Origin of the sequence: Streptomyces sp. NPDC096152 (genome assembly GCF_044763235.1) — a bacterium.
In the GTDB taxonomy this organism is placed as follows: domain Bacteria; phylum Actinomycetota; class Actinomycetes; order Streptomycetales; family Streptomycetaceae; genus Streptomyces.
Genome location: NZ_JBIWFW010000001.1, coordinates 907,029 through 933,350, shown reverse-complemented (window position 1 = coordinate 933,350; position 26,322 = coordinate 907,029). Strand labels below are relative to the sequence as shown.

The following is a 26,322-nucleotide window of genomic DNA, read 5'->3' as shown; positions in this document are numbered from 1 at the left end:
GAAATTCACCGCTCTCCGGACGAGCGCGCCGCCGAGGCACGCCGTCGCATCGTGTTCCATCTCCGAGGCTCCCGGCCGGGTTCCCGCCCGGAGCCCCGCTCAGGCGTCCGGCCGGAAGTCCGATCGGGCTTCCGGCCGGACTTCCGGTCGGCCGCAAAGCCTCCCGCCCGCTTTCTACCAAAGCGAGGTTGCCGCATCGCAAGCGCCGCCCGCGCAGCGGGCTCGTCCCGCGCGAAGGCGATCAGCAACCCGATGGCGAACATGGTCGGCAACAGGGCGGATCCTCCGTAGGAGAACAGCGGGAGCGGGACGCCGGCGATCGGCAGCAGACCGAGCACCGCACCGATGTTGATCACCGCCTGCGCGGTGATCCAGGTGGTCACGCCTCCCGCGGCGTACCTCACGAAGGGATCCTCCGTGCGTCCGGCCACGCGGATGCCCGCATAGCCTAGAGCCGCGAACAGGGCGAGCACCGACAGCGTCCCCGCCAGACCCAGTTCCTCACCGGTGACGGCGAAGATGAAGTCCGTGTGGGCTTCGGGTAGTTGGCCCCATTTTTCCACACTCGCACCGAGCCCGGAGCCGAAGATCCCGCCGGAGGCCAGGGCGTAGATGCCGTGCACCGCCTGCCAGCAGGTCCCGCCCGGCCCGAGGTCCGTGGCTCCGATGCAGGCGAGCCGGTCCATGCGGTTCGGGTTGGTCTTGATCAGCAGCCCGCCGATCGCGGCGGCGACGGACAGCACGCCCACGAAGAGGCGTGTGGGCGCACCCGCCAGCCACAGCAGGCCGAAGAGGATCGCGGTGAGGATGATCGCGGTGCCCATGTCGCCGCCGAGCATGATCAGGCCGAGCAGCAGGAAGGTCACCGGCACGAGCGGCACCAGCATGTGCTTCCACTGCGTGAGCAGCCTCTTGTCCTGCTTGCGCGCGATCAGGTCGGCGCCCCACAGCACCAGCGCCAGCTTGCCGATCTCGCTGGGCTGGATCTGGAAGGAGCCGCCCAGCGAGATCCAGTTCTGGTTGCCGTTGACCGACATCCCTATCCCCGGCACCTGCACCAGAGCCATCAGGAACACCGCGCCCGCCAGGATCGGGTAGGCGAGCGCCCGGTGCAGCTTGACCGGCATCCGGGAGGCGGCGAGCAGCAGCCCGGCCCCGAGGACGGCCGCGAGCAGCTGCTTGCGGAAGAAGTACGAGCCCGGCAGCGCCATCTGCAGCGCCGTGATCTGGGAGGCCGAGTAGACCATCACCAGGCCCAGCACGGTGATCAGCAGACTGCCGCCGAAGATCAGGTAGTACGCGGTCAGCGGCCGGTCCCAGGCCTTGCGGGCCCGGGTGAGGAAACGCCGCAGAGGATGGTCGCGGGGCGTGCGGGGGGTAGCGGGCCGGCCCGCCGCCCGCTGCACGGGCGGCCGCCGGCCGGTGCGGCTACCGGGCATCGGCACCTCCCCTGTACGTCGGCCTTGACGGTCGCACGCGTCCCTCCCGAAGTCGCCCGGCGGGCGGCCGGGTCAGGCGCCGAGCTCGCGCACCGCCTGGGCGAACGCGTCACCGCGCCTGTTGTAGTTGGCGAACATGTCCATGGAGGCGCAGGCCGGGGCCAGCAGCACCGTGTCGCCGGGTCCGGCGAGCCGCTTCGCCTCCTGGACGGCCTGGAGCATGGCCCCAGTGTCGGTCCGGTCGAGGTCGACGACGGGTACTTCCGGGGCGTGTCGCGCGAGGGCTTCACGGATCAGGGCGCGGTCGGCGCCGATGAGCACCACGCCCCGGAGCCGCTTCGCCGACCTGGCGACCAGCTCGTCGAAGGTGGCGCCCTTCGCCAGACCGCCCGCGATCCACACGATCGACTCGTAGGCCGCCAACGAGGCTTCTGCCGCATGGGTGTTGGTGGCCTTGGAGTCGTCCACGTACGCCACGCCGTCCACGTCGGCGACGTGCGCGATGCGGTGGGCGTCCGGGGTGAAGGCCCGCAGCCCGTCCCGTACGGCCTGGGGCGGTACCCCGAAGGCGCGCGCGAGGGCCGCGGCGGCAAGGGCGTTGGCGACGTTGTGCGGGGCCGGCGGGTTCACGTCGGCGACCTCGGCGAGCTCCTGGGCGTTCTTGTGCCGGTTCTCGACGAAGGCGCGGTCGACCAGGATGCCCTCCACGACGCCGAGTTGGGACGGCCCGGGGGTGCCGAGGGTGAAGCCGATCGCCCGGCAGCCCTCCTCGACGTCCGCCTCGCGCACCAGGTCCTCGGTGGCCTTGTCGGCGGCGTTGTAGACGCAGGCGACCCGATTGCCCTCGTAGACACGGCCCTTGTCGGCGGCGTAGGCCTCCATGGAGCCGTGCCAGTCGAGGTGGTCGGGCGCCAGGTTCAGCACCACCGCGGAGTGCGCCCGCAGCGACGGCGCCCAGTGCAGTTGGTAGCTGGAGAGCTCCACGGCGAGGACGTCGTACCGCTCCTCGCCGAGCACCGCGTCCAGCAGCGAGACGCCGATGTTGCCGACGGCCGCCGTGCGCAGGCCCGCCGCCGTGAGGATCGAGGCGAGCATCTGCACGGTGGTGGTCTTGCCGTTGGTGCCGGTCACCGCCAGCCACGGCGGGGCGTCCGGGCCACGCAGCCGCCAGGCCAGTTCGACATCGCCCCAGACCGGCACACCCGCCCTGCCGGCGGCGAGGAACAGCGGCTTGTCCGGCTTCCAGCCGGGCGCGGTGACGATCAGCTCGGTGCCCTCCGGCAGGGTCTCCCCGTCACCGAGCCGGACCGTGACGCCGAGCGCCTCCAGCTCCGCGGCCTGCGCCCGGGCACGCTCGTCGTCGCCGTCGTTGACGACGGTGACGTTCGCGCCGAGCCCGTGCAGGACCTTGGCCGCCGGGACACCCGAGACGCCGAGTCCGGCGACGGTGACGTTCTTCCCCTGCCAGTCGGTCACTTGTCCGCTGCCCATCCCGCGTAGAAGAGGCCCAGTCCGACGATCACACAGATGCCCTGGATGATCCAGAAGCGGACCACCACCAGGACCTCGGACCAGCCCTTGAGTTCGAAGTGGTGCTGCAGTGGCGCCATCCGGAAGACGCGCTTGCCGGTCATGCGGAAGGAGCCGACCTGGATGACCACCGACATGGTGATCAGGACGAACAGGCCGCCGAGCAGCGCGAGCAGCAGCTCGGTGCGCGAGCAGATCGCCAGGCCGGCGAGCACACCGCCGAGCGCGAGCGAACCGGTGTCGCCCATGAAGATCTTGGCGGGCGAGGTGTTCCACCACAGGAAGCCGAGGCAGGCGCCCATCAGCGCGGAGGCGACGACCGCGAGGTCGAGCGGGTCGCGGACCTCGTAGCAGGCGCCCGGGTTGGTGAGGGTCTGCGCGTTGGCGCAGGACTCCTGGAACTGCCACACGCCGATGAAGGTGTAGGCGCCGAAGACCAGCACGGAGGCGCCGGTGGCCAGACCGTCCAGACCGTCGGTGAGGTTCACGCCGTTCGACATCGCGAGGATCATGAACAGCGCCCAGACCACGAACAGCACCGGGCCGATCGTCCAGCCGAAGTCGGTGATGAACGACAGCTTGGTGGAGGCGGGGGTGTTGCCGCGGTTGTCGGCGAACATCAGCGCGAGCACGGCGAAGCCGATGCCGACGATCAGCTGGCCGGCCATCTTCGCCTTGGCCCGCAGACCCAGCGAACGGCGCTTGACGATCTTGATGTAGTCGTCGAGGAAGCCGACCAGGCCCATGCCGACCATCAGGCCGAGCACCAGCAGGCCCGAGTAGGTCGGGGGGTAGCCGGTGATGACCTTGGACAGGAAGTACGCGGCGACCGTCGCCAGGATGAAGGCGATGCCGCCCATGGTCGGCGTACCGCGCTTGCTGGCGTGCTCGCGCGGGCCGTCGTCGCGGATGTACTGGCCGTAGCCCTTGCGGGCGAGAAGCTTGATCAGCAGTGGTGTGCCGACCAGCGTCAGGAAGAGGCCAATGACACCTGCGAACAGGATCTGCTTCATCATCGGGCGGCGACCTCACCCTCGGCACCGGTCTCCAGCAGCGCCTGGGCAACGCTCTCCAGACCGACCGAACGGGACGCCTTCACGAGAACGACGTCTCCCGGGCGCAACTCGCTGCGCAACAGGTCGACCGCCGCCTGTGCGTCGGACACGTGCACCGACTCCTCACCCCACGAACCCTCGTTATATGCGCCCAGTTGCAGCCAGGACGCTTCCCTGCCCCCGACCGCGACGAGCTTGCTGACGTTGAGCCGGACGGCGAGCCGTCCGACAGCGTCGTGCTCGGCGAGCGCCTCGTCCCCGAGCTCGGCCATCTTGCCGAGCACCGCCCAGGTCCGCCGCCCCCTGCCCATCGCGGCCAGCGCGCGCAGGGCGGCCCGCATGGACTCGGGGTTGGCGTTGTAGGCGTCGTTGACGATGGTCACGCCGTCCGGGCGCTCGGTGACCTCCATACGCCAGCGGGAGAGGGAGCCCGCCTCGGAGAGCGCGGTGGCGATCTCTTCCGCGGACATGCCCAGCTCATGGGCGACGGCGGCCGCGGCGAGCGCGTTCGACACGTGGTGCTCACCGTACAGGCGCATGGTCACATCGCTTGCACCGGAGGGTGTGTGAAGCCTGAATGAGGGCTGTCCGGTGTCCGTGAGTCTCACGTTCTCGGCGCGTACGTCCGCTTCGTCGCTCTCTCCGAAAAGGACCACCTTCGCCTTCGTACGGGAGGCCATGGCCCGGACCAACGGGTCGTCGGCGTTGAGGATCGCCGCCCCGCCCTCCTCCGCGGCGGGCAGCGCCTCGACCAACTCGCCCTTCGCCTGGGCGATCTGCTCGCGGCCGCCGAACTCGCCGATGTGGGCGGTGCCGACGTTGAGCACCAGGCCGACCTTCGGCGGGGTCAGGCCGGTGAGGTAGCGGATGTGGCCGATGCCGCGGGCGCCCATCTCCAGCACGAGGAACTTCGTCTCCTCGGTGGCGGTCAGGGCGGTCAGCGGCAGCCCGATCTCGTTGTTGAGGGAGCCGGGCGTGAACACCGTCGGCGCCTTGCGGCCCAGCACCTGGGCGATGAGGTCCTTGGTGCTGGTCTTGCCCGCGGAGCCGGTGAGGGCCACCAGGGTCGTGCCGAGCCGCCGCACGACATGGCGGGCGAGGGCGCCGAGCGCGGCCTGGACGTCGTCCACGACGATCGCGGGCACGCCGACGGGGCGGGAGGCCAGTACGGCGACCGCGCCCGCCTCGACCACCGCCCGCGCGAAGTCGTGGCCGTCCACGCGCTCGCCGACGAAGGCGACGAAGAGACTGCCGGGCCCCGCCTCCCGGGAGTCCCGGACGACGGGTCCGGTGACCTGGACGGACGGATCCGGTATGTCGTGCGTCTTCCCGCCGACGGCTGCTGCGATCTCGGCGAGGGAGAGGGCGATCACAAGTTCATCCCTGGGTCTGCTGGATAGCTTCGCGGAGCACCTGGCGGTCGTCGAAGGGACGGATCACGCCGGCGATGTCCTGGCCCTGCTCGTGGCCCTTGCCCGCGACCAGCACGGTGTCCCCGGGCCGCGCGCGGGAGACCGCGGCGGCGATCGCGGCGGCCCGGTCCTCGAAGAGGACCACCTCGCCGCGCTCGTGCGCGGGCACGGACGCCGCGCCCTGGAGCATGGTGGCGAGGATCGCCAGGGGGTCCTCGGAGCGGGGGTTGTCGGAGGTCAGTACGGCTGTGTCGGCGAGCCGGGCCGCCGCCGCGCCCATCGGAACCCGCTTCGTCCGGTCGCGGTCGCCGCCGCAGCCGATCACGATGTGCACCTGGCCCTTGGTGACCTTGCGCAGGGCCTTGAGGACGGACTCGACGGCGTCGGTCTTGTGGGCGTAGTCGACGACGGCGAGGTAGGGCTGTCCGGCGTCCACCCGCTCCAGGCGGCCGGGCACGCCCGGCACGGCGGCGACTCCGTCGGCGGCGGCCTGCGGGTCGAGGCCCGCGGCGGCCAGCGCGACGATCGCGGCGAGGGTGTTGGCGACGTTGAAGGGGCCCGGCAGCGGCGACCTGGCGGCGATCCGCTGCCCCTCGGGGCCGATCACGGTGAACGTCGAGTCCAGGGGCCCGACCTCGACGTCCTCGGCGCGCCAGTCGGCGTCCGGGTGGCCCTCGGCGGAGAAGGTGACGACCGGGACGGTGGCCTCCCGGACCAGCCGGCGCCCGTACTCGTCGTCGTGGTTGACCACGCCGAGCCTGCTGCGCCGGGGCGTGAACAGCTGCGCCTTGGCCTGGAAGTAGTCCTCCATGCCGGAGTGGAACTCCATGTGTTCCGGGCTGAGGTTGGTGAACACGCCGATGTCGAAGACGCAGGCGTCGACGCGGCCGAGGACCAGCGCGTGGCTGGAGACCTCCATGGCGACCGCCTCGACGCCCCGCTCGCGCATGACCGCGAACAGGGCCTGCAGGTCGGTCGCCTCGGGGGTGGTGCGCTCGGACTTGATGCGCTCGTCGCCGATGCGCATCTCGACGGTGCCGATCAGTCCGGTGGACCTGGCCGTCCTCAGGCCGCCCTCGACGAGGTACGCCGTGGTGGTCTTGCCGGAGGTGCCGGTGATGCCGATCTGGAGCAGGTCGCGGCCGGGATGGCCGTAGATCGTGGCCGCCAGCTCGCCCATCCGCCCGCGCGGGTCGTCGACGACCAGGACCGGCAGGCCGGTCGCGGCGGCGCGCTCGGCGCCGGTCGGGTCGGTCAGCACGGCGACGGCGCCGAGGCCGGCCGCCTGCGTGACGAAGTCGGCGCCGTGCATCCGGGCGCCGGGCAGCGCGGCGTACAGGTCGCCGGGGCGCACGGCGCGCGAGTCGTGGGTGATCCCCGTGACCTCGGCGGCGCCCTCGGGGGTGGCGGCACCCAGCTGTCCGGCGAGCTCCGCGAGGGGTGTGGCGGAGACCTGGGCCGGTCGCGGCGGTCCCGGATACGTCACGGAAGCGCCCTTCTGGGTGGTTTGGGACTGATCAGCGTGTGGCACGGCGGTGAGCGTACCGGGCGTACCCGCTCCGGAGCGAAGCGAGGGCCGGGGCGGGGTGGGGTTCCCGGGGCCGGAGGTGTTCGTTGTCACGGGCTGTTTCCTGATCGGTGTGCAGCGGCGGTGCGGTCGCGTGGTGTCCGGTGGTGCGGGGCTCGGGGACGGTCACGGCTTGAAGTCGACGGGCAGGTTCGCGGCCCGCGCCCCGGTCGGCGGCACCTGGAGCGTCTTCAGCGCGAACTCCATGACCTGCTTGTAGACCGGGCCGCAGATCTGGCCGCCGAAGTAGCTGCCCCTGGTGGCGTTCTGGATGGCGCAGTACACGGTGACGCGGGGGCTGTCCGCTGGGGCGAACCCGGCGAACGACGAGGTGTAGCCGCGGTATCTGCCGGTGGCCGGATCCACGCGGTTGGCCGTGCCCGTCTTCCCCGCGACCCGGTACCCCGGGATGCGCGCCTTCACGCCCGTGCCCTGCTCGTCGTCCACCACGGACTCCAGCATCCGGGCGAGCTGCTCGGCCGTCGCGGCGCTGACCACCCGCGTCTTCTCGGGCTTCGGGGCGGGGGTGAAGCGGCCGTCGGCGCCCTTGGCGCCGCGCACCAGGGTGGGCTGCACCCGGACGCCGCCGTTGGCGATCGTCGAGTAGACGGACGCCGCCTGCATCGCGTTGATGGAGAAGCCCTGGCCGAAAGGGATCGTGTACTGCTGCGAGGTGGACCACTTGTCGGGCGGCGCGAGGATGCCCCTGGTCTCGCCGGGGAAGTCCAGTCCGGTGTAGCGGCCGATGCCGAACTTGCGCAGGTAGGAGTAGAGGACCGTGTTGGCCTCGGCCTGGGTCTTCCCCAGCTGCCCGGTGGCCAGGATGGTGCCGATGTTGCTGGACTTGGCGAGCACGCCGTTGAGCGTCAGGTACCAGGTGTCGTGGTCGACGTCGTCCTGGAAGAGCCGGTCGCCGCGGTGCAGCCGGTTGGGCACGACGACGTGGGTGAGCGGGGTGGCCGCGTTCTCCTGGAGGACGGCCGCCATCGACATGACCTTGGCGGTGGAGCCGGGCTCGAAGGCGTCCTGGACGGCGGCGTTGCCGAGCGCGGCCGGGTTCGCCCGGGACAGGTCGTTGGGGTCGAAGCCGGGCGAGTTGGCCATGGCGAGGATCTCGCCGGTCCGGGTGTCCTGCACGATGACGTAGCCGCGGTCGGCCCCGGACTTCTTCACCTGCTCGCTGATGGCGTTCTGCGCGGCCCACTGGATGTCCCGGTCGATGGTGAGCTCGACGTCGGCGCCGGGCACCGCGGGCGTCTCGGTGGAGCCCGCGGTGGGCACCTGCCGGCCGCCGGACTGGGCGTAGCGGACCTGGCCGGCCTTGCCGGACAGCTGCTTCTCCAGCTGCTGTTCGACACCGCCGCCGCCCTTGCCCTCGGCGTTGACCCAGCCCAGTATCCCGGCGGCGAGGTCGGCGTTGGGGTACACCCGCTTGCTGCTGGGGTCGGCGAAGACTCCGGCGAGGACGTTGACGGTGGACTTGTCCGCCTGGGACTTCTTCACGAGCGCGGACTTCAGATCCTTGATCTGCTTCCAGACCTGTGGGGTCCGGCGGCGCGCCAGCAGCACGTAGCGCGTGTTCGGCGTGCGCAGCCTCCGCGCGATCGTGTCCTGATCCTGGCCGAGGATCGGGGCGAGCAGCGCGGCGGCCCGCTCGGGCCCGTCGCCGATCTTCAGCTCCCCGCGCGTGAACATCGTGGGGTCGGCCGTGATGTCGTCGGCGTCCACGCTGATCGCGAGGGCCACGCCGTTGCGGTCGGTGATGCCGCCCCGCTCGGCGGCGAGCGTGTGGACGACGTAGCGGTTCTCGTCGGCCTTGGCCGCGTAGGCGCTCGCGTCGACGGCCTGCACCTGGAGCAGCCGTACGACGAACACGAGCAGCACCAGGGTCAGCGCCAGGGCGACCATGCGCAGCCGCGGGCGGGGGCTGCCGAGCCGGATGACGCGCGACGCCGGGGGGCGGCGCGGGCCGGGGCGGCGGGCCGGGCGGGCGCCCGGGCCGGGGCGCTGCCCGCCGCGAGGGCGGGCGGGCCTTGCGGGTCCGGGCACACGGCGGCGCGGCGGTTCCCTGTCGGACACTTCCGTCACCTGCCGGGGGTCGTGGTCGAGGCGGGCTGGGGCGGGGGCGCGGCGGCGGGGGCGGACGCGACCTGGGCGGAGGGCGACGCGCTGCCGGGGGCCGTCGGCGACGCCGTCCCCGCCGTCGTCGGCGGGGTGGTCGCGGGTACGGCCGGCCGGGTGCCGTCCGTGGCGGCCGGCGACGCCGTGAGGGCCTCCGGCGGCCGTACCGACACCGGCACGTCCTGCGGGTCCGGCTCGGGGGCGGGCGACGGGACGCCCTTCACGGTGCCGTCGGGGCTCAGGAAGGCCGGGTCGCCGCCGGGCACCATGCCGAGTTCGCGGGCGCGGCGCTGGAGGGCGTCGGGGGCGGAGTAGGAGTCGATGTCGCGCTGGAGGGCCTGTTCCTCGTCGGTGAGGTTCTTGGTGTCCTTCTGCAGGTCGTCGAGCTGGAACGCGCCCTCGCTGAGCGCGGAGTTCAGCACCAGGAGCCCGATCAGGCCGCCGCCGAGGAGGAGCACGACGAGGAGGACGAAGGGGGTGCGGGCGGCCTGGCCCCCCTTGGCCGGGAGGAGCCGCGCGAGCCGGGCGGCACGGCCCCTCAGTTCGGGTCTCCTGCTCACCGGTCCCCCCGCCTTCGCCGTTCCCACTCGCCCACCGCGCGGGGGACGGCGCCGCACGCGTACGGCCGCCCCGTCAGCTCCCTCACTCGACGTCCTCCCTGATGCGCTCGGCCCCGCGCAGCCGGGCCGGTGCCGCCCGCCGGTTCTCGGCGATCTCTTCCTCGGTGGGAAGTTCGGCACCGCGCGTCAGCAGCTTGAGCCGGGGCTGGTAGCGCTCGGGGACGACCGGCAGCCCGGGCGGGGCGGTGCTGGTGGCGCCGGCCGCGAACACCTGCTTCACCAGGCGGTCTTCGAGCGAGTGGTACGACAGCACGGCGATCCGGCCGCCGACGGCGAGTGCCCCGACCGCGGCCGGGATCGCCCGCTCCAGGACCGCAAGTTCGCCGTTGACCTCGATGCGCAGCGCCTGGAAGGTGCGCTTGGCCGGGTTGCCGCCGGTGCGCTTGGCGGCCTGCGGCAGGGCGTCGCGGATGAGTTCGACCAGCCGGGCGCTGGTGCTGAAGGGCTCCTTCTCGCGTTCGCGCACGATCGCGGCCACGATCCGCTTGGCCTGCTTCTCCTCGCCGTAGGCCCGCAGGATGCGGACGAGTTCACCGGGCGGGTAGGTGTTGAGCACCTCGGCGGCGCTCATGCCGGTCGTCTGGTCCATGCGCATGTCCAACGGCGCGTCCTGGGCGTAGGCGAAGCCGCGGTCGGCCTCGTCGAGCTGCATGGAGGAGACGCCGAGGTCGAACAGGACGCCCTGGACGCGCGCGAGACCGAGCCGGTCGAGGACCTCGGGCAGCTCGTCGTAGACGGCGTGCACGAGGGTGGCCCGGTCGCCGAAGGGGGCGAGGCGCTCGCCGGACAGGCGCAGCGCCTCCTTGTCGCGGTCGAGGGCGACGAGCCGCGCCTCGGGGAAGCGGGTGAGCAGGGCCTCGCTGTGGCCGCCGAGGCCGAGGGTGCAGTCGACGACCACCGCTCCCGGCCGCTCCAGGGCGGGCGCCAGCAGGTCCAGGCACCGCTGGAGCATCACGGGGACGTGTCGACTCTGACTCAAGAGGCCCTCTCAGGTCCGGCGCGGGCCTACGCACCGCCGGGTCCCCGCCCTCCCCCGGTGGACGCCGGGGTGCCCCCGGTGAGGGGGAGGCCCGCCGGCGCCGGAAGCGTCGGCCGACCGGCAGCGGGAGAAGGCCGAGCCGTACGTACGCGCCGCGCACGTGGGGAGACCGTCCGCGCGGGTGCCGGGGTCTCCGGGGAAAAGCAGTCCAGCAGGGAGGGCCGCGCCTCCCGCTTCGCGTCACTTTAGTCCACCCTGTCTCGCGGTCAATCAACCGGCCTGCGCGTCGCCCGCCGGAGCGTGGGCGACACCGCGCGGGGCGAAGGTTCACCCGTTCGGCTGCCGGGTCGCGATCCGTGTGGAGTCGCTCACAACAAGCCACGGAGGCCTTCTTTGTCCCCCCTCACAGCAGGACCGGACCGGGGGTGACCAGTAACGTCATGGGTATGACGACTTCTGCAGCAGTTCCCGCCGGATCCGAAGGGGCCATAACGGGCGGCACCGTTACGGACCGTCTCGTCGAGGCCAACCAGCACTATGCCGACGCGTTCACCGACCCCGGGATGGACGCCCGGCCCGTCCTGCACGTCGCGGTCGTGGCCTGCATGGACGCCCGACTCGACCTGCACAAGGCGCTCGGCCTGCAGCTCGGCGACTGTCACACCATCCGCAACGCGGGCGGTGTCGTCACCGACGACGTGATCCGCTCGCTGACCATCAGCCAGCGGGCGCTCGGCACCCGCAGCGTGGTCCTCATCCACCACACCGGCTGCGGCATGGAGTCCCTCACCGAGGAGTTCCGTCACGACCTGGAGATGGAGGTCGGGCAGCGTCCCGGGTGGGCGGTGGAGGCCTTCCGGGACGTCGACCAGGACGTGCGCCAGTCGATGCAGCGCGTGCGCACCTCGCCGTTCCTGCTGCACAACGACGACGTGCGCGGCTTCGTCTTCGACGTCAAGACGGGTCTGCTGCGCGAGATCGACCCCGCCTGACCCTCTGACCGCCCGGCCCACCCCGGACGCCCCGCTCACATCACACCGTCATCGTCGACAAAAGGCCGTAAGGCCCGACATATCGCAGCCACTTGTCCACAGGCGAGTGACACGAACCGGTAACGGCAACAAGAATGCGGGGGTGACAACACGCGTTTTCCCGCGTGAGGTCCGTGTTCAGGGGTGGGCCGGTCCGCACCGCGGTGTGTCGGCCCGGGAAACATTGGGGTATCCCTGCTCGTCCAGAGCTTGGATAAGGGCCGAGGAGGGCCGGGTGACGACCTATGACGATCGAGCGAGCCTCACTGATCTGACCGCGACTGTGGAGCGCGTCCGCAGTTCGGTGGAGGGAGTGATCGAGGGCAAGCCCGAGGTCGTACGGCTTTCACTGACCGTGCTGCTCGCCGAGGGGCATCTCCTGATCGAGGACGTGCCCGGGGTGGGCAAGACGATGCTGGCCAAGGCGCTGGCGCGGTCCATCGACTGCTCGGTGCGGCGCATCCAGTTCACGCCCGACCTGCTGCCCTCGGACATCACCGGCGTGTCCATCTGGGACCAGCAGCGCCGGGACTTCGAGTTCAAGCCCGGCGCGATCTTCGCGCAGATCGTGATCGGCGACGAGATCAACCGCGCCTCGCCCAAGACCCAGTCGGCCCTGCTGGAGTCGATGGAGGAGCGCCAGGTCACCATCGACGGGCAGACCTACGAACTGCCCAGCCCCTTCATGGTGGTGGCCACGCAGAACCCGGTCGAGATGGAGGGCACCTACCCGCTGCCCGAGGCCCAGCGCGACCGCTTCATGGCCCGCGTCTCCATCGGCTACCCCAGCGCGGACGCCGAGGTGCAGATGCTGGACGTGCACGGCGGGGTCAATCCGCTGGACGACCTCCAGCCGGTCGCCCACGCGCACGAGATCGCGAAGCTGGTCGAGGCGGTCCGCGGCGTCCACGTCGCCGAGACGGTGCGGCGGTACGCGGTGGACCTGGTCGCCGCCACCCGCACCCACCCCGACCTCAGACTCGGCGCCTCGCCGCGCGCCACCCTGCACCTGCTGCGCGCCGCGAAGGCGTCCGCCGCCCTCGGCGGCCGGGAGTACGCGCTGCCGGACGACGTGCAGGCCCTCGCCGTGGCCGTGCTGGCGCACCGGCTGCTGCCCACCGCCCAGGCCCAGCTCAACCGCCGTACGGCGGAGCAGGTCGTGCAGGAGATCCTGCAGAACACCCCGGTGCCCGCGGCGCCCCAGCAGCAGAGCGGCTTCGGCCTGGGCCGGGGCACGGCGGCGTTCGGCCAGCAGCCGCCGCGGAGGCTGTGATGGCGGACGCGGGGACGGCGCGCGCGGAGGCCGACCGGGGCGACCGGAGCGGCGTACGCACCGCGCTGGCCGGTCTGACCACCCGCGGACGCTCCTTCCTGGCCGCCGGCGTGGCGGCCGCGCTCTGCGCCTACGTCCTCGGGCAGAGCGATCTGCTGCGGGTCGGCCTGCTGCTCGCCGCGCTGCCCCTGCTCTGCGCGGCGGTGCTCCACCGCACGCGCCACCGCGTCGCCGGCAGCCGCCGCCTGTCCCCCGCGCGCGTGCCCGCCGGCAGCGAGGCCCGGGTGCACCTGCGGATGGAGAACGTCTCCCGGCTGCCCACCGGCCTGCTGATGCTCCAGGACCGGGTGCCGTACGTGCTCGGGCCGCGGCCCCGCTTCGTCCTGGACCGGGTGGAGCCGGGCGGCCGCCGCGAGGTGTCCTACCGGGTCCGCTCCGACCTGCGCGGCCGCTATCCGCTGGGCCCGCTGCAACTGCGGCTGACCGACCCGTTCGGGATGTGCGAACTGACCCGGTCCTTCTCCGCGTTCGACACCCTGACCGTCGTCCCGCGCGTGACACCGCTGCCGCCGGTACGGCTGAGCGGCGAGGCCAGGGGGTACGGCGACGGGCGGCAGCGCTCGCTGGCCCTGGCGGGCGAGGACGACGTCATCCCGCGCGGGTACCGCCACGGCGACGACCTGCGCCGTGTGCACTGGCGCTCCACCGCCCGCTACGGCGAGCTGATGGTGCGCCGCGAGGAGCAGCCGCAGCGCGCCCGCTGCACGGTGCTCCTGGACACCCGGTACATCGCCTTCGGGGGCGCCGGCCCGGACTCGGCCTTCGAGTGGGCCGTCTCCGGCGCCGCCTCGGTGCTGGTGCACATGCTGGAGCGGGGCTTCTCGGTGCGGCTGCTCACCGACACCGGCGCCTCGGTGCCCGGCGAGGGCTCCGAGGGGTTCGCCGGCGCGAGCCAGGAGTCGGCGGACGCGGCCGGGCTGATGATGGACACCCTCGCGGTGATCGACCACTCGGACGGGGCGGGGCTGTCCCGGGCGTACGACACGCTGCGCGGCGGCAACGAGGGGCTCCTGGTGGCCTTCCTCGGCGACCTCGACGAGGAGCAGGCCGCGGTGGTCGCCAAGATGCGCCAACGCGGCGGCGGGGCGGTCGCGTTCGTGCTGGACAGCGAGGCGTGGGTGCGGGAGCGCACCGACGTGCCCGGGCCGGTGCACGACGCCGGGGAGCGGCTGCGGATGCTGCGCGAGTCCGGATGGACGGCGGTGGAGGTGCCGCGGGGCGCCTCGCTGGAGGAGGTGTGGCGCCGTGCGGACCGGGAGCGTACGGGCCTCGGCGCCGCGAGCGGGACGGCCTTCGGCACGGCGGGCGTGGCGGGCCACGGGGAGGGGCGGGCATGAGCGGCCGGACACGACTGGCGCTGTGCGCCGCGGCGGCCACGCTGATGGCGGCCTGCGCGCTGCTGCCGCTGGTCTCGCCCATGACGTGGCTCCTGCAGGCCACGTTGCTGCTGGCGGCACAGACGGGCGTGGGCGTGGCGGCCCGGCGGGTACCGCTGGCCCGGACGCTGACGGTGGCCGCGCAGGCCCTGGTCACCCTGCTCCTGCTGACCCTGGTCTTCGCCCACGGGCAGGCCGTCGCCGGGCTGCTGCCCGGCCCGGACGCCTTCCGCCGCCTGGCCGGTCTGCTGCAACTGGGGGCGCAGGACGTCGGCCGGTACGCGATCCCGGCCCCGCTGTCCGACGGCATCCGGCTGATGCTCGTCGGCGGTGTCCTGCTGATCGGGCTGATCGTGGACACCCTCGCGGTGACCTTCCGCAGCGCGGCCCCGGCGGGTCTGCCGCTGCTCGCGCTGTACTCGGTGGCGGCCGGGCTGTCCGACGGGGACGACTGGCTGAGCTTCCTGTTCGCCGCCGGCGGCTATCTGATGCTGCTGCTGGCCGAGGGCCGGGACCGGCTCTCGCAGTGGGGGCGGGTGTTCGCCGGGGCGGCGCGCGGCGCGGGCGGGGAGGCCGGCGGGGCTATTGCGCCGGTGCGCACCGGGCGCCGGATCGGCGCGGTCGCGCTGGCGGTCGCCCTTCTGCCGCTGCCGGCGATGCGGGGCGGCCTGCTGAACAACACCGGGGACGGCATCGGCTCCGGAAGCGGGAACGGCGGCACGATCTCCGCGGTGAACCCGCTGGTGTCGCTGCGCGACAGCCTGAACGTGGACGAGGACCGCACGGTCATGTCGCTGCGCACGAACGCCGGTGACGTCTCCGACCTCTATCTGCGGATCGTCTCCCTGGACGACTTCGACGGCACCACCTGGAAGCCGTCCCAGCGGCACATCGTCGGCGTGCCGGACCGGTTCCCCGCCCCGGCCGGCCTCGACCCCAAGGTCGGCCGTACGGAGATCACCACCTCGATCGCGGCGGCCGACTGGTACGCGCAGGACTGGCTGCCGATGCCGTACCCGCCCAGCGAGGTGCGCATCAAGGGCAGTTGGCGCTACGAGCCGGTGGGCATGACGCTCGTCGGCGACCACGGCCAGAACACGCGCGGGCTGACGTACCAGGTGCGGAGCCTTCAGGTGCGGCCGACGGCGGAGCAGTTGGCCACGGCGCCCGCTCCGGCGCCGGCCCTGCGGCGCGAGTACACCAAGGTGCCCCTGTCGCTGCCCGGGATCGTGGCGGTGACCGCGCGGGCGGTCACCGAAGGAGCGGCGAACCCCTACGAGAAGGCGGTCAAGCTCCAGGACTGGTTCGCCGTCGACGGCGGCTTCCAGTACGACACCCAGGTCCAGGTGGGCAGCGGCGCCGAGGGGATCGCACGGTTCCTGAAGGACAGGCGGGGCTTCTGCGTGCACTTCTCCTTCGCGATGGCCGCGATGGCGCGCACGCTCGGCATTCCGGCCCGGGTCGCGGTGGGTTTCGCGCCCGGTTCCCCGCAGGGCGACGGCACGGTGGCGGTGGGACTCAAGGACGCACACGCCTGGCCGGAGCTGTACTTCGAGGGCGTTGGCTGGACCCGCTTCGAACCGACCCCGACCCGCGGCTCTACCCCGTCGTACACCCGGTCGGACGCGCCGGGCAGCACCCTGCCGGACCCGGCGCTGCCCTCGCAGTCGTCGTCGGCGGGACCGTCCGCCGCGCCCTCGGCCAGCCAGAGCTGCACGGCGGTGCAGCGGAAGATGCAGGAGTGCGCGAGCCCGTCCCCGCAGGTGGTGGCGGTCCCGGGCGGCGGCGGCCCGCCGTGGTACGAGCTGCTGGCCTGGGTACTGGGCGGGGCGGCCGTCCTGGCGCTGCCGCTGTCACCGATGCTGTGGCGCCGGCGGGCGCGGGCCGTACGACTCGGCGCGCACGGGCGCGGCGCGGCGGACTCCGTGGTCCGCACCCTGGCGGCGTGGCAGGAACTGACGGACACGGCCTGGGACTTCGGGATCCTGCCGGACGAGTCGCAGACCCCGCGCGGGGCGGCCGCCCGGATCGTGCGGCTCGGCCGTCTGGACCCGGTGACCGAGGCCTCGGCGCACCGGCTGGCGGACGCCGTGGAGCAGGTCCTCTACGCCCCGCACCCGCGGCCCACGGCCGGGCTCGCCGAGGACGTCCGCCGCGTCGTCGCGGGCCTGCGGAGCACGGCCGGCCGCGGCACGCGGCTGCGCGCCACGTTCGCGCCGCGCTCGATCGTCCGGCTTGTGTGGGGGCTGTGGGCGTGGTGGTCGGCGCTCACGTCCCGCGTCTCGGCCGCCCGCCCAGCCCTGCGCCGGCCGTCGGGGCAGCGGAGCTGAGCGTCCGGGTCCGGACATGCGGGAGGGGGTGACCGCCCGGGCGGTCACCCCCTCGGGCACCACGTGAGGAGTCCGGCGCCGAAGCGCCGGGACGGGGCCCTAGTGGCCCTGTTGCTCGTCGCGGCGGCGCTGCCAGCGCTGTTCGATCCGGTCCATCATGGAGCGCTTGGGGCGCACGGGACGGCGGGCCTGCGGTGCGCCGACGGCCTGTTCACCCGGCTTGGGCGCCTTGCGCCAGCCGGTCACGGCCAGCACGGCACAGCCCAGCATCACGAGGAAGCCCACCACGCTCACCCAGATCATCTGGGCGACCATTCCAGCCATGAGGAGCGCGATACCCACGAGGAAGCCCACGACCGCCTGGTAGACCCGCCGCCGGGTGTACGTACGCAGCCCGCTTCCCTCGAGCGCCGACGCGAACTTGGGATCTTCGGCGTACAGCGCTCGCTCCATCTGCTCGAGCATGCGCTGCTCGTGCTCCGAGAGCGGCACGGAGTCCTCCTCATCGTGCAGTCGCCGGGGCGACCCGGGGGGTCCCTTCAGGATAGGCAGGGAATCGCCCCCGTGAAACCCGCCCCTCTGCGCCAATTGACCAACCGGTGTCCGTCATGGCCGTCCCGGCTCGCTGAGGCTTCCTTTCCCCGGCGTCCGGCCCGTCATGCCGGGCGGTCTCCTTCGATCATACGGCGCGGAGCCCGCGACCGGGGGGCCTGTGGCGTACTCCATCTCCCGCCCAGACGCTGATCAGCGGCGCGTCACGGCCGTCGGCTCACGCCTCCGCGGCACCCCGCGTCTCGCCGAGGACGTGGAGCTGGGTGGCCACGGAGCGGAACGCGGGAAGCTCGGCGGCCGCGGCCTCCAGCTTCAGCAGCGCGTCCAGGGCGCCGGGCTCGGTGTCCACCAGGACGCCGGGCACGAGGTCGGCGAAGACCCGCACGCCGTGCACGGCGCCGACCCTCAGGCCCGCCTGCTCGACGAGTTCGGTGAGCTGCTCGGGGGTGAAGCGGCGGGGCATCGGGTCGCCCTCGCCCCAGCGTCCCTCGGGGCTCTCCAGGGCCTGCTTGGCCTCCTTGAAGTGACCGGCCAGGGCGCGGGCGAGCACGGCGCCGCCGAGTCCGGCGGCGAGCAGGCTGAGCACACCCTCGGGGCGCAGGGCGTCCACCGCGTTGCGGATGCCCTCGGCGGGGTCGTCGACGTACTCCAGGACGCCGTGGCACAGCACGACGTCGTAGCCGCCGCGCTCGACGACGTCGAACAGCCCGTGGGCGTCGCCCTGCACGCCCCGCACCCGGTCGGCCACACCGGCCTCGGCGGCGCGGCGCTCCAGCGCGAAGAGCGCGTTGGGGCTGGGATCGACGACGGTGACCCGGTGGCCGAGGCGCGCGGCGGGCACGGCGAAGTTGCCACTGCCGCCGCCGGTGTCGAGGACGTCCAGCTCCTCCCGTCCCGTGGCCTTGACCCGGCGGTCCAGGGCGTCCTGGAGGACCTCCCAGACCACGGCGGTACGGAGCGAAGCGCGGGGGCGGGTCGGGTCCGACACGGCAGGTGACTCCTCGGCGCGGCACCGCCTCGTGCGGGCGGAGCGATCGGGCTGCCTCCCCGGCCCGGAGTGCGGGACAAGGGAAGGCCTCAGGCGCCCTCCACCCTATTGCCTCCGCCCCCGCGCGCGCCCCTCACCTCCGCCTCTCGCCTCCACCGCGGCGCCGCGGGACGGCCGGCGCCCCGGCGGCCCCGGCCCGCGCTACGGGCGCGCGACACGGCCCGCGCCGCGACCACCGGCCGGTGGCTCGGCCCGCCTCCGGAATGCCACGCCGAACCCGGCGCTCTCCCCCGAACCCGGCACTCTCCCCCGGGCCCGGCGCTCTCCCCCGAACCCGGCACTCTTCCCCGGGCCCGGACCTCGGCCCGCGTCCGGTGAGCGCCGCCGCACCCGGCACCCTCCCCCGCGCCCCGACCGCCGGCCGGAGGCTCACCCCACGTCCGGCATGTCGCGTCCGTGCCCGGAGGACTCCCCCTCCGTGTCCGGGCGCGGGCGCGGCAGCACCGGCTGGAGCACCAGCATCCGCTCGACCAGCCGGATGAACATCGCCACGTCCCGTATCAGGTCGTCGGCGTCGCGGTGGCCGGCCGCGCCCTGGACACCGGCCTCGGCCAGCGCGCGGCGCCGGGCGCCCGAGGCGAACAGGGCACTCCACTCGGTGAGTTCGGGCGCGATCTCGGGGAGCACTTCCCAGGCGCTCCGGATGCGGGCCCGGCGTCGTGGTGTGGTCTCCGGGCGGCCCCGCGCGGCGAGCACGGCGGCGGCGGTGCGCAGGGCGGCGAGGTGGGCCGTCGCGTACCGCTCGTTGGGCGCCCGGAGGGCGGTGGCCTCGTCGAGTCCGGTGCGGGCCTGGGCGAGCAGGTCGAGCGCGGCGGGCGGGGCCGTGGTCCGGCGCAGCACGGGGTGCACGTCGCTCGCCGGGCCGGTCAGTGAGGGGGCAGGGCCGGTGGCGCGGCGCCGACGGGCGGCGGCTGCGGACGAGTTGGCCATGACGAACCTCCTGTCGTCTGGGTACACGGCACGGGTGCCGTATGTGCCCATCGTGAGGTATGGCACTGACAATCCGTTCTGACCTGCGCTTTTGCTTCGCTCGTAGGTTCGGGGTAGTTTTTGCACTGACCAGTCAGTTCAAAAAGCCGGTACGCAAGGCCGGTTGCACCGCACAGGGGGAGGGGAAGCCTTGGACGGCCCTCAGGAGAGCCCCGAGGAGCGCCCGCAGGACACGGCGCGCGGCCTCGGGGTCATGGCCCGCGATCTCGGGCTGCGGGGCCCGCGCGGCTGGGCGTTCCGCGGCATCGGCCTCGACGCCGGACCCGGTTCGCTGATCGCGGTCGAGGGCCCGTCCGGGTCCGGCCGCACCTGCCTGCTGCTCGCGCTGACCGGCCGGATGAAGCCGACCGACGGAGTGGCCGTCGTGGGCGGGTTCGGACTGCCCCGGCAGATGGCCGCCCTGCGCCGGGTCAGCGCGCTCGCCAACGTCGCCGGGGTCACGGACCTCGACCCGGCCCTCACCGTCGGCGAGCACCTGCGCGAACGGGCGCTGCTGCAGCGCCGGTTCCGCGACTCCCTGCGCGGGCTGCTGCGGCCCCGCGCCGAGCGGAGGGCCGAGGCGAAGCTGCTGATCGACGACGCCCTGGCCGCCGCCGGTCTCGACACGGCCGCCCTGCCCAAGGGCACGCGCACCGCCGTACGGGATCTGGAGCGCCTGGAGTCGCTGCGCCTGTCGCTCGCCCTGGCGCTCATGTCGGCGCCCCGACTGCTCGCCGTCGACGACGCCGACTTCAAGCTGTCGAACGGCGAACGGGCCGAGGTCTGGGCGCTGCTCGCCTCCCTCACCGAGTCCGGGACGACCGTGCTGGCGGTGTGCAGCGAGGCCCCCGGCGGCGCGGTGACCGTCTCCACCAGGCAGACGGTCCCGGCGAGCGGGACCGAAGCCGGCGAAGACGAAGCCCGCGAAGACGAAGCGAACGAGGACGAAGCGAAGGGGGCGGCCGATGCGCTCGCCGAAACTGGCCGCGCTTGAGCTGAGGCGCTTCGGGCGGGGAAAGCTGCCCCGCGCCGCCCTGGTGGCGCTGCTGGTGCTGCCGCTGCTCTACGGCGCCCTGTACCTGTGGTCCTTCTGGGACCCCTACGGCCGCCTGGACCGCATCCCGGTGGCGCTCGTGAACGACGACCGGGGCGCGACCACCGACGGCAGGAGGATCACCGCCGGCGACGACCTCACCAAGGGTCTGCTCGACAGCAAGACCTTCGAGTGGCACCGGGTCGACGCGGACGAGGCCCGCCGGGGCGTCGAGGACGGCACGTACTACCTGTCGCTGACCATGCCCGCCGACTTCAGCAGGCGGATCGCCTCCAGCGCGGGCGACTCCCCGGAGACCGGCGCGCTCCAGGTCCGTACGAACGACGCCAACAACTACATCGTCGGGCAGATCTCGCGGACGGTCTTCAGCGAGGTGCGCACCGCCGCCTCCACCAAGGCGTCCCGGTCCTTCCTGGACCGCATCTTCATCTCCTTCTCCGAGATCCACGGCAAGACCGTGACGGCGGCCGACGGCGCCGACCGGCTCAAGGGCGGCATCGGCAAGGCCGAGCAGGGCTCCAAGGACCTCGCCGAGGGCCTGGCGGAGGCCAAGAAGGGCAGCAACAAGCTGTCCAAGGGCCTGCGCAGGCTCACCACCGGCGCCGCCTCCCTGGAGGACGGCTCGCGGCGGGTCGCCGACGGCACCCAGGCCCTCGCCGACAAGGTCAACGCGATCGACGGCAAGGTGGGCCCGTTCGTCGAGAAGAACGAGCGGACCATCGGGGACACCGCCCGGCTGGTGGCCGACTCGGCCAAGGCCGTGCGCCACAACCTGGACACGCTGGTGAAGGTGGCCCCGGGCGCGGCCAAGGGCGCGCACGCGGCCTCCGAGGTCCTGGACGACGTCTACGCGAGGCGCTGCGCCGAACCCGTCCTGCCGGACCCCGCCTGCGCCGACCTGAAGAAGGCCAAGCAGGCCGCCGCCGACGTGGCCGCCGTCGCCGACGACCTGAACACGCTGATCGCGGACCAGCACGGTGACCTGAAGACGCTCGACGACAACCTCGGCACGCTCCAGAAGCAGGCCCAGGCGCTCGCCGTCCGCGCTCCGCACCTGTCCGAGGACATCGACGACGCCGTCAAGAAGATCAACCAGCTGAACTCGGGTGCCGGGAAGGTCGCCGCGGGCGCAAAGAAGCTGCACGCGGGGCTGGGCACGGCGAGCACGGGCGCGAGCGGGCTCGACAAGGGCGTGGGCAGGCTCCGGACGGGCGCCGACGACCTGAGCGGCGGCATGTACAAGCTGGTCGACGGCTCCGGCAAGCTCGCCGGCGGGCTGCACGACGGCGCCGAGCGGATCCCCGACTACGACAAGAAGGACCGCGACGCGCGCACCGGGGTCATGGCCGATCCGGTCCAGCTCGCCGCCCGGGACCTGCACCACGCGCCGAACTACGGCACCGGTTTCGCCCCGTACTTCATCCCGCTGTCCCTGTGGGTGGGCGCCATGGTGGCGTACATGCTGATCCCGCCGATGAACCGGCGCGCGCTCGCCGCGGGCGCCTCGGCCCGGCGGATCGCTCTCGCGGGCTGGATGCCGGTGGTGGCGGTCGGCGTACTGCAGACGTCCGCCCTGATGGCGGTGCTGCACTGGGCGATCGGACTCCAGATGGTGCGGGCCGCGGGGACGGTCGGCTTCCTGTTCCTGGTGGCGGCGTGCTTCGCGGCGATCGTGCAGTGGCTGAACGCGCGCTTCGGTGCGGCGGGCCGGATCCTCGTCCTCGCCCTGCTGATGCTGCAGCTGACGTCCGCGGGCGGCACCTACCCCGTGCAGACCAGCCCGGGCTTCTTCAACGCGATCCATCCGTTCCTGCCGATGAGCTACATCGTCGAGGCCCTCCGCAGGCTCATCACCGGGGGCGGCCTCGGCCCGGTGTGGACGGCCTGCGCGGTGCTCACGGCCTTCACCGCGGGCGCGCTCGCGCTGACCGCGCTCGCGGCGCGCCGCCGTCAGGTGTGGTCGCTGGACCGGCTGCACCCGGAGCTGAGCCTGTGACCCCGCCGACGGCCTCGGCGCCCTCGGAGCGATCGGCGTCCACGGCCCCCTCCGCGTTCTCCGCGTCCCCGGAGCGTTCGGGGTCACCGGCGCCCTCGGTGCCCTGCGCGGAGTCCGTTGCTGTGAGAATCGACGCCATGGAACGCAGCAGCGCCACGCCGGGCGGCCGTACCCGCCGCGAGGCCACCCGGCAGAAGCTCTACGAGGCAGCCGTCACGCTCATCGCCGAGCAGGGCTTCTCGGCCACCACGGTGGACGAGATCGCCGAGCGGGCGGGGGTCGCCAAGGGCACGGTCTACTACAACTTCGCGAGCAAGTCGGTCCTCTTCGAGGAGCTGCTGCGACACGGCGTGGGACTGCTCACCGCTTCCCTGCGGGAGGCGGCGGAGCGGACGGCCCGCGAGGGCGGCAGCCGGGTCGACGCCCTGGACGCGATGGTCCGGGCCGGCCTCGTCTTCATCGACCGCTACCCGGCCTTCACCCAGCTGTACGTGGCCGAGCTGTGGCGCACCAACCGGGCCTGGCAGTCGACGCTGATGGTGGTCCGGCAGGAGGCGGTCGCGGTCGTCGAGGACGTCCTGCGCGAGGGCGTGGCGGCCGGCGAGTTCACCGACGAGATCGACGTCCAGCTGACCGCGGCGGCGCTGGTCGGCATGGTGCTGGTGGCGGCCCTGGACTGGAAGTCCTTCCAGCCGGAGCGCTCCCTGGACGACGTCCACGCGGCGCTGTCCCGGCTGCTCCAGGGGCGGGTGAGCGGCGGCCGCTGACGGGCGCGCACGGCGGAAGGCGCCGGTGTGCGACGGCCGCGTCCCCCGCGGGCCGTCGCGCACCGGCGCCTTCCGTGCTCCCCCGTTTTTCCCCTTGGGCCCCCGTACGGTCGTTCCCCTGGGCTCCCCCGTGTCTCGCTCCCGCCGACGTGGGCCGGCGGAAGGAGCGGGCGAGGGCCGCCCCGTTCCGCCGCCCCGTGCCGGCGGTACCGGAGCCGTGCCCCTTCCCGTGCCTCCACTCTCTCGTCCGCGCAGGTCGGGCCCCATCCGCGCGCGTACTCATCTCACCGGCTAGGTACGGATACTCACTCCTGCGCACGCGCCCCCACCACGCCGGTGCGTCTCCCGGTGCCGGTCGCGTGCGCGCCGCTGCTCCCCGGCCGCCCGGGGCGGGCCCGCGGCCACCGGCCGGGACGGCCCGCGCGCTTCCCGCCCGTTGCGGGAAAAGGCTGGTCAGCGCCCTGCCGCCGGGCTTGTCGGTGGCTGCCGATAAAGTCGTCGGCATGGCACGGATTGCGGTGATCGGCGCCGGGATGGGCGCGATGGCGGCCGCCGCCCGGCTGGCCGTCGCGGGCCACCGGGTGACGGTGTACGAGCGGACGGAGACGTACGGCGGAGCGGTGCGCCGCGTCGAGCGGGACGGCTTCGCCTTCGACACCGGCCCGGGACTGCTCCCGCTCCCCGCGGTCTATCGCGACCTCTTCGTCAAGACCGGCAAGGAGGCGCTGGAGGACGTCGTCGAGCTGGTCCAGGTCGACCCGGCCGCGCGGCACGTCTTCGCGGACGGCACCGAGGTGTCCCTGCCGAACGCATCGCGCGCGGGTGTCGTCGCGGCCCTGGACGAGGCTCTGGGCGCGGGCGCCGGGCAGCGCTGGGGCGACTTCCTGGTGCGGGCCCGCGAGACCTGGGACCGCACCCGGCGGCCGCTGCTGGAGGAGCCGCTGTGGCCCGACTGGCGGGTACTCGCCGAGCGGGAGCCGTACCCGGCCGTGCCGCACAAGCGGCTGCTGCGCACGCGGCGGGCGCGGACCCTGCGCGAGATCGGTTCCTGGGAGCTGCGTGACGAGCGGCTGGCCGCCCTCCTGGAGACCCAGGTGCTCGCCTACGGTCTCGATCCCCGGACCGTGCCCGCGAGCGCCGCCGTGCTGCCGTACATGGAGCACGCCTTCGGCACCTGGTACGTGCGCGGCGGAATGCGTGAGCTGGCGCGGGCGGTGTACGAGCGGTGCGTGCGGCGCAAGGTCCGGTTCGTCTTCGACGCCGAGGTCACCCGGATCCTGCGGAGGGACGGCCGGGCCGCGGGGGTGGAGCTGGCCGACGGTACGTCGGAGGGTGCCGACCACGTCGTGGCCGGCGTGGACCCGGTGCGGCTGCGTGCCCTGACGGAGCGTCCGCTGGACGAGGAAGGTGACGTGCGCGCCGGCACGGTCTCACCCCCGTTCGCACGGTTCACCGTCCTGCTGGCCCTGCGCGGCGAGCGGGAGGCCGGTGCCGCGCACCGTACGGTCGTCCACGCACCGGACTTCGAGTCCGAGCTGGATCTGCTGGTCGCACCCGGCGGCGAGCGACCCGGGCGTCCCACGGTGACCGTGCTGCGCCCCGACGACCCCGCACTCCGGCCGGACGGCGCACACGAGTCCGTGGTGCTGTCCGCCGTGATGTCGGCCGAGGCGGGCTGGGAGGACGAAGCCGTGGTGCGGCACTGTGCCGACCTGCTCCTCGAAGCCGCCGGGTCCGCGGTGCCCGGCCTGCGGGAGCGTCTGCTGTGGCACGAGGTGCGCACACCCGCGTACACCCAGGCCGAGACGGGCGCCCCTCACGGGGCTGTGCCCGCTCCCGCGCTCGCCGCCGGAGGCGGCCGTTTCCTGCGCCCGGCGAACACCACGCGCCTGCCCGGTCTGTACCGGGTCGGCGGCTGGTCGCATCCCGGGGGCGGCCTTCCGCACGCGGGCATGTCGGGGGCGCTGGTGGCCGGGCTGATCGTGGAGGGGCCGGAGTTCAGGGGCTCGCAGTGAGCGCGGGGGCCCTGACCGGGCGGTCCTGACCGGGCGGCCCGGGACCGGCCCCGGCCGGTCGCGCCGGCCTCCGGCCGGACGCTCCGGAGACGGTACTGCCCGTCAGAAACGGTACTGCTCGTCGAACCCGTTGCCGTGCGGCTGGTCCTGCCCCTGCCCCTGGCCGTTGCCCTGGTAGGGGTAGGACTGCTCGGGCGGGAGTTCACCGCCGTAGGTGCCGTCGCCGCGCTGCTGCGGGACCCAGGCCCCGCTGGACGGGGCCTCGCCGCCGTAGCCGCCGGTGTACGCGTCCTGGCCGTAGCCCTCCTGGCCGTAGCCCTGCTGGTCCGCGTAACCGGTGTCGTAGGAGGCGCCGCCGTAGCTCTGGGTGCCGATGTACGGATCGGAGTAGGCGGCGTACTGCTGCTGGCCGGCGCTGTCGTAGCCGTAGCTCTGCTGTCCGTAGCCGGAGTAGTCGTACGCGTAGCTCTGGTCGGCGCCCTGGGCGGCGGTCGCGTACTGGTCCTGCGGGTGCCCGGCGGTGGCGTAGGCGGAGTCGGTGCCGCCCGGGTAGCCGGAGGCGGGGTTGCCGTACACGCCGTAGGAGCCGGTGTCGTCGGGCATGGGCTGCGGCTCGTACACGGCGGTGGTCTCGGCGGCCGAGGGGCCGTCGGGCCGGGCGGCGGGGGTGAAGACGTCCTCGTGGTCGTAGTCGTCGCCGTACGACAGGCCGTCGCGGCCGTGGACGCCGTCGGCGTCCCCGTGGCCGCCGTCCGCGGCCTCGAGGTCGGAGACCTCCAGGGTCGGGTCCTGGTGGTCCGCCTCACCGCGGCGGCGCTTGCTGCCGGTGCCGGCGTCGGCGCCCGGGCCGCGAACCGCCCAGCCCGCCGCGAAGCCGCGGCGGAAGGACAGCGTGACGTAGGTCTGCCCGACCGCGAACGCGGCGGCGCCCAGACCGATGACGACGACGGACGGGATCAGCACGCCGAGCACGACCCCGAGGAAGCCGGCGAAGGCCAGCAGCCGCCAGCGCAGGCGCGCCTTGTACTGCAGCAGCACCTCGCCGAGCAGCCACAGCGCGACGACGCCGAACGCGATGTAGAGGACCGTCCAGCCCATGTACGCCCCTCTCCCAGTGGCCGCTACGCA

20 protein-coding genes are annotated in these 26,322 nt (G+C 73.4%); 8 read left to right on the top strand and 12 right to left on the bottom strand.

Translation table 11 applies throughout. The features are described from left to right. Positions 1-5: 5 nt before the first annotated feature. The 8 genes from ftsW to rsmH all read right to left on the bottom strand — a co-directional run bounded on the left by ftsW (position 6) and on the right by rsmH (position 10,723). Positions 6-1,439: a putative lipid II flippase FtsW gene (gene ftsW, locus ACIQ9G_RS04085; RefSeq protein WP_403605923.1), complete on the bottom strand. Its 1,434-nt coding sequence runs from the start codon at positions 1,437-1,439 to the stop codon at positions 6-8. 72 nt (positions 1,440-1,511) lie between these two features. Continuing rightward, the gene (murD, locus tag ACIQ9G_RS04080) at positions 1,512-2,930 is read right to left on the bottom strand and encodes a UDP-N-acetylmuramoyl-L-alanine--D-glutamate ligase (RefSeq protein WP_403605920.1); all 1,419 of its coding nucleotides are present in this window, start codon (positions 2,928-2,930) and stop codon (positions 1,512-1,514) included. Further along, positions 2,912-3,985, bottom strand: a complete 1,074-nt coding sequence (gene mraY, locus ACIQ9G_RS04075; protein WP_403605917.1) for a phospho-N-acetylmuramoyl-pentapeptide-transferase — start codon at positions 3,983-3,985, stop codon at positions 2,912-2,914. The genes murD and mraY overlap by 19 nt, the downstream gene beginning before the upstream one ends. Then, positions 3,982-5,397, bottom strand: coding sequence for a UDP-N-acetylmuramoyl-tripeptide--D-alanyl-D-alanine ligase (murF, locus tag ACIQ9G_RS04070; RefSeq protein WP_403605914.1), 1,416 nt, complete (start codon positions 5,395-5,397; stop codon positions 3,982-3,984). Before murF ends, mraY begins: the two co-directional genes overlap by 4 nt. Positions 5,398-5,401: 4 nt before the next feature. Further along, a complete protein-coding gene (locus ACIQ9G_RS04065) occupies positions 5,402-6,922 on the bottom strand; it encodes a UDP-N-acetylmuramoyl-L-alanyl-D-glutamate--2,6-diaminopimelate ligase (RefSeq protein WP_403605911.1) in 1,521 nt (506 codons plus the stop codon). A gap of 207 nt (positions 6,923-7,129) precedes the next feature. Further along, complete coding sequence (locus ACIQ9G_RS04060; RefSeq protein WP_403605908.1) at positions 7,130-9,082, bottom strand: peptidoglycan D,D-transpeptidase FtsI family protein; 1,953 nt, start codon at positions 9,080-9,082, stop codon at positions 7,130-7,132. 5 nt (positions 9,083-9,087) lie between these two features. After that, on the bottom strand, positions 9,088-9,684 hold the full coding sequence (locus ACIQ9G_RS04055) for a septum formation initiator family protein (RefSeq protein WP_403605905.1): 597 nt from the start codon (positions 9,682-9,684) through the stop codon (positions 9,088-9,090). An 82-nt stretch (positions 9,685-9,766) separates the two neighbouring features. Continuing rightward, positions 9,767-10,723 (bottom strand): 16S rRNA (cytosine(1402)-N(4))-methyltransferase RsmH, encoded by a 957-nt coding sequence (gene rsmH, locus ACIQ9G_RS04050; RefSeq protein ID WP_392194574.1) that lies wholly within the window; start codon positions 10,721-10,723, stop codon positions 9,767-9,769. Between the two features lie 446 nt (positions 10,724-11,169). On the opposite strand from rsmH, the gene ACIQ9G_RS04045 reads away from it, so the two are divergent. The 4 genes from ACIQ9G_RS04045 to ACIQ9G_RS04030 all read left to right on the top strand — a co-directional run bounded on the left by ACIQ9G_RS04045 (position 11,170) and on the right by ACIQ9G_RS04030 (position 16,793). Then, complete coding sequence (locus ACIQ9G_RS04045) at positions 11,170-11,715, top strand: beta-class carbonic anhydrase (protein ID WP_403605901.1); 546 nt, start codon at positions 11,170-11,172, stop codon at positions 11,713-11,715. Positions 11,716-11,989: 274 nt separating this feature from the next. Next, positions 11,990-13,027, top strand: a complete 1,038-nt coding sequence (locus tag ACIQ9G_RS04040) for an AAA family ATPase (RefSeq protein ID WP_403605898.1) — start codon at positions 11,990-11,992, stop codon at positions 13,025-13,027. Further along, positions 13,027-14,424, top strand: a complete 1,398-nt coding sequence (locus ACIQ9G_RS04035; RefSeq protein ID WP_403605895.1) for a DUF58 domain-containing protein — start codon at positions 13,027-13,029, stop codon at positions 14,422-14,424. The genes ACIQ9G_RS04040 and ACIQ9G_RS04035 overlap by 1 nt, the downstream gene beginning before the upstream one ends. Beyond that, a complete protein-coding gene (locus ACIQ9G_RS04030) occupies positions 14,421-16,793 on the top strand; it encodes a DUF3488 and DUF4129 domain-containing transglutaminase family protein (protein ID WP_403605892.1) in 2,373 nt (790 codons plus the stop codon). The genes ACIQ9G_RS04035 and ACIQ9G_RS04030 overlap by 4 nt, the downstream gene beginning before the upstream one ends. 99 nt (positions 16,794-16,892) lie before the next feature. Here the strand turns inward: ACIQ9G_RS04030 and ACIQ9G_RS04025 are convergent, their stop codons facing one another. The 3 genes from ACIQ9G_RS04025 to ACIQ9G_RS04015 form a co-directional block, all read right to left on the bottom strand. Further along, a complete protein-coding gene (locus tag ACIQ9G_RS04025; protein ID WP_403605889.1) occupies positions 16,893-17,285 on the bottom strand; it encodes a DUF3040 domain-containing protein in 393 nt (130 codons plus the stop codon). A 277-nt stretch (positions 17,286-17,562) separates the two neighbouring features. After that, a complete protein-coding gene (locus ACIQ9G_RS04020) occupies positions 17,563-18,333 on the bottom strand; it encodes a methyltransferase (RefSeq protein WP_403605885.1) in 771 nt (256 codons plus the stop codon). Between the two features lie 429 nt (positions 18,334-18,762). Then, positions 18,763-19,323: an SAV_6107 family HEPN domain-containing protein gene (locus tag ACIQ9G_RS04015; protein ID WP_403605882.1), complete on the bottom strand. Its 561-nt coding sequence runs from the start codon at positions 19,321-19,323 to the stop codon at positions 18,763-18,765. Between the two features lie 253 nt (positions 19,324-19,576). On the opposite strand from ACIQ9G_RS04015, the gene ACIQ9G_RS04010 reads away from it, so the two are divergent. The 4 genes from ACIQ9G_RS04010 to ACIQ9G_RS03995 all read left to right on the top strand — a co-directional run bounded on the left by ACIQ9G_RS04010 (position 19,577) and on the right by ACIQ9G_RS03995 (position 25,194). Further along, positions 19,577-20,356 (top strand): ATP-binding cassette domain-containing protein, encoded by a 780-nt coding sequence (locus tag ACIQ9G_RS04010; protein WP_403606770.1) that lies wholly within the window; start codon positions 19,577-19,579, stop codon positions 20,354-20,356. Further along, the gene (locus ACIQ9G_RS04005) at positions 20,328-22,412 is read left to right on the top strand and encodes a YhgE/Pip family protein (RefSeq protein ID WP_403605879.1); all 2,085 of its coding nucleotides are present in this window, start codon (positions 20,328-20,330) and stop codon (positions 22,410-22,412) included. The genes ACIQ9G_RS04010 and ACIQ9G_RS04005 overlap by 29 nt, the downstream gene beginning before the upstream one ends. 137 nt (positions 22,413-22,549) lie before the next feature. Then, complete coding sequence (locus ACIQ9G_RS04000) at positions 22,550-23,179, top strand: TetR/AcrR family transcriptional regulator (protein ID WP_403605875.1); 630 nt, start codon at positions 22,550-22,552, stop codon at positions 23,177-23,179. Positions 23,180-23,682: 503 nt separating this feature from the next. Beyond that, complete coding sequence (locus ACIQ9G_RS03995) at positions 23,683-25,194, top strand: phytoene desaturase family protein (RefSeq protein ID WP_403605872.1); 1,512 nt, start codon at positions 23,683-23,685, stop codon at positions 25,192-25,194. Between the two features lie 102 nt (positions 25,195-25,296). Here the strand turns inward: ACIQ9G_RS03995 and ACIQ9G_RS03990 are convergent, their stop codons facing one another. Next, positions 25,297-26,292, bottom strand: coding sequence for a hypothetical protein (locus ACIQ9G_RS03990; protein ID WP_403605869.1), 996 nt, complete (start codon positions 26,290-26,292; stop codon positions 25,297-25,299). Between the last annotated feature and the right edge of the window lie 30 nt (positions 26,293-26,322).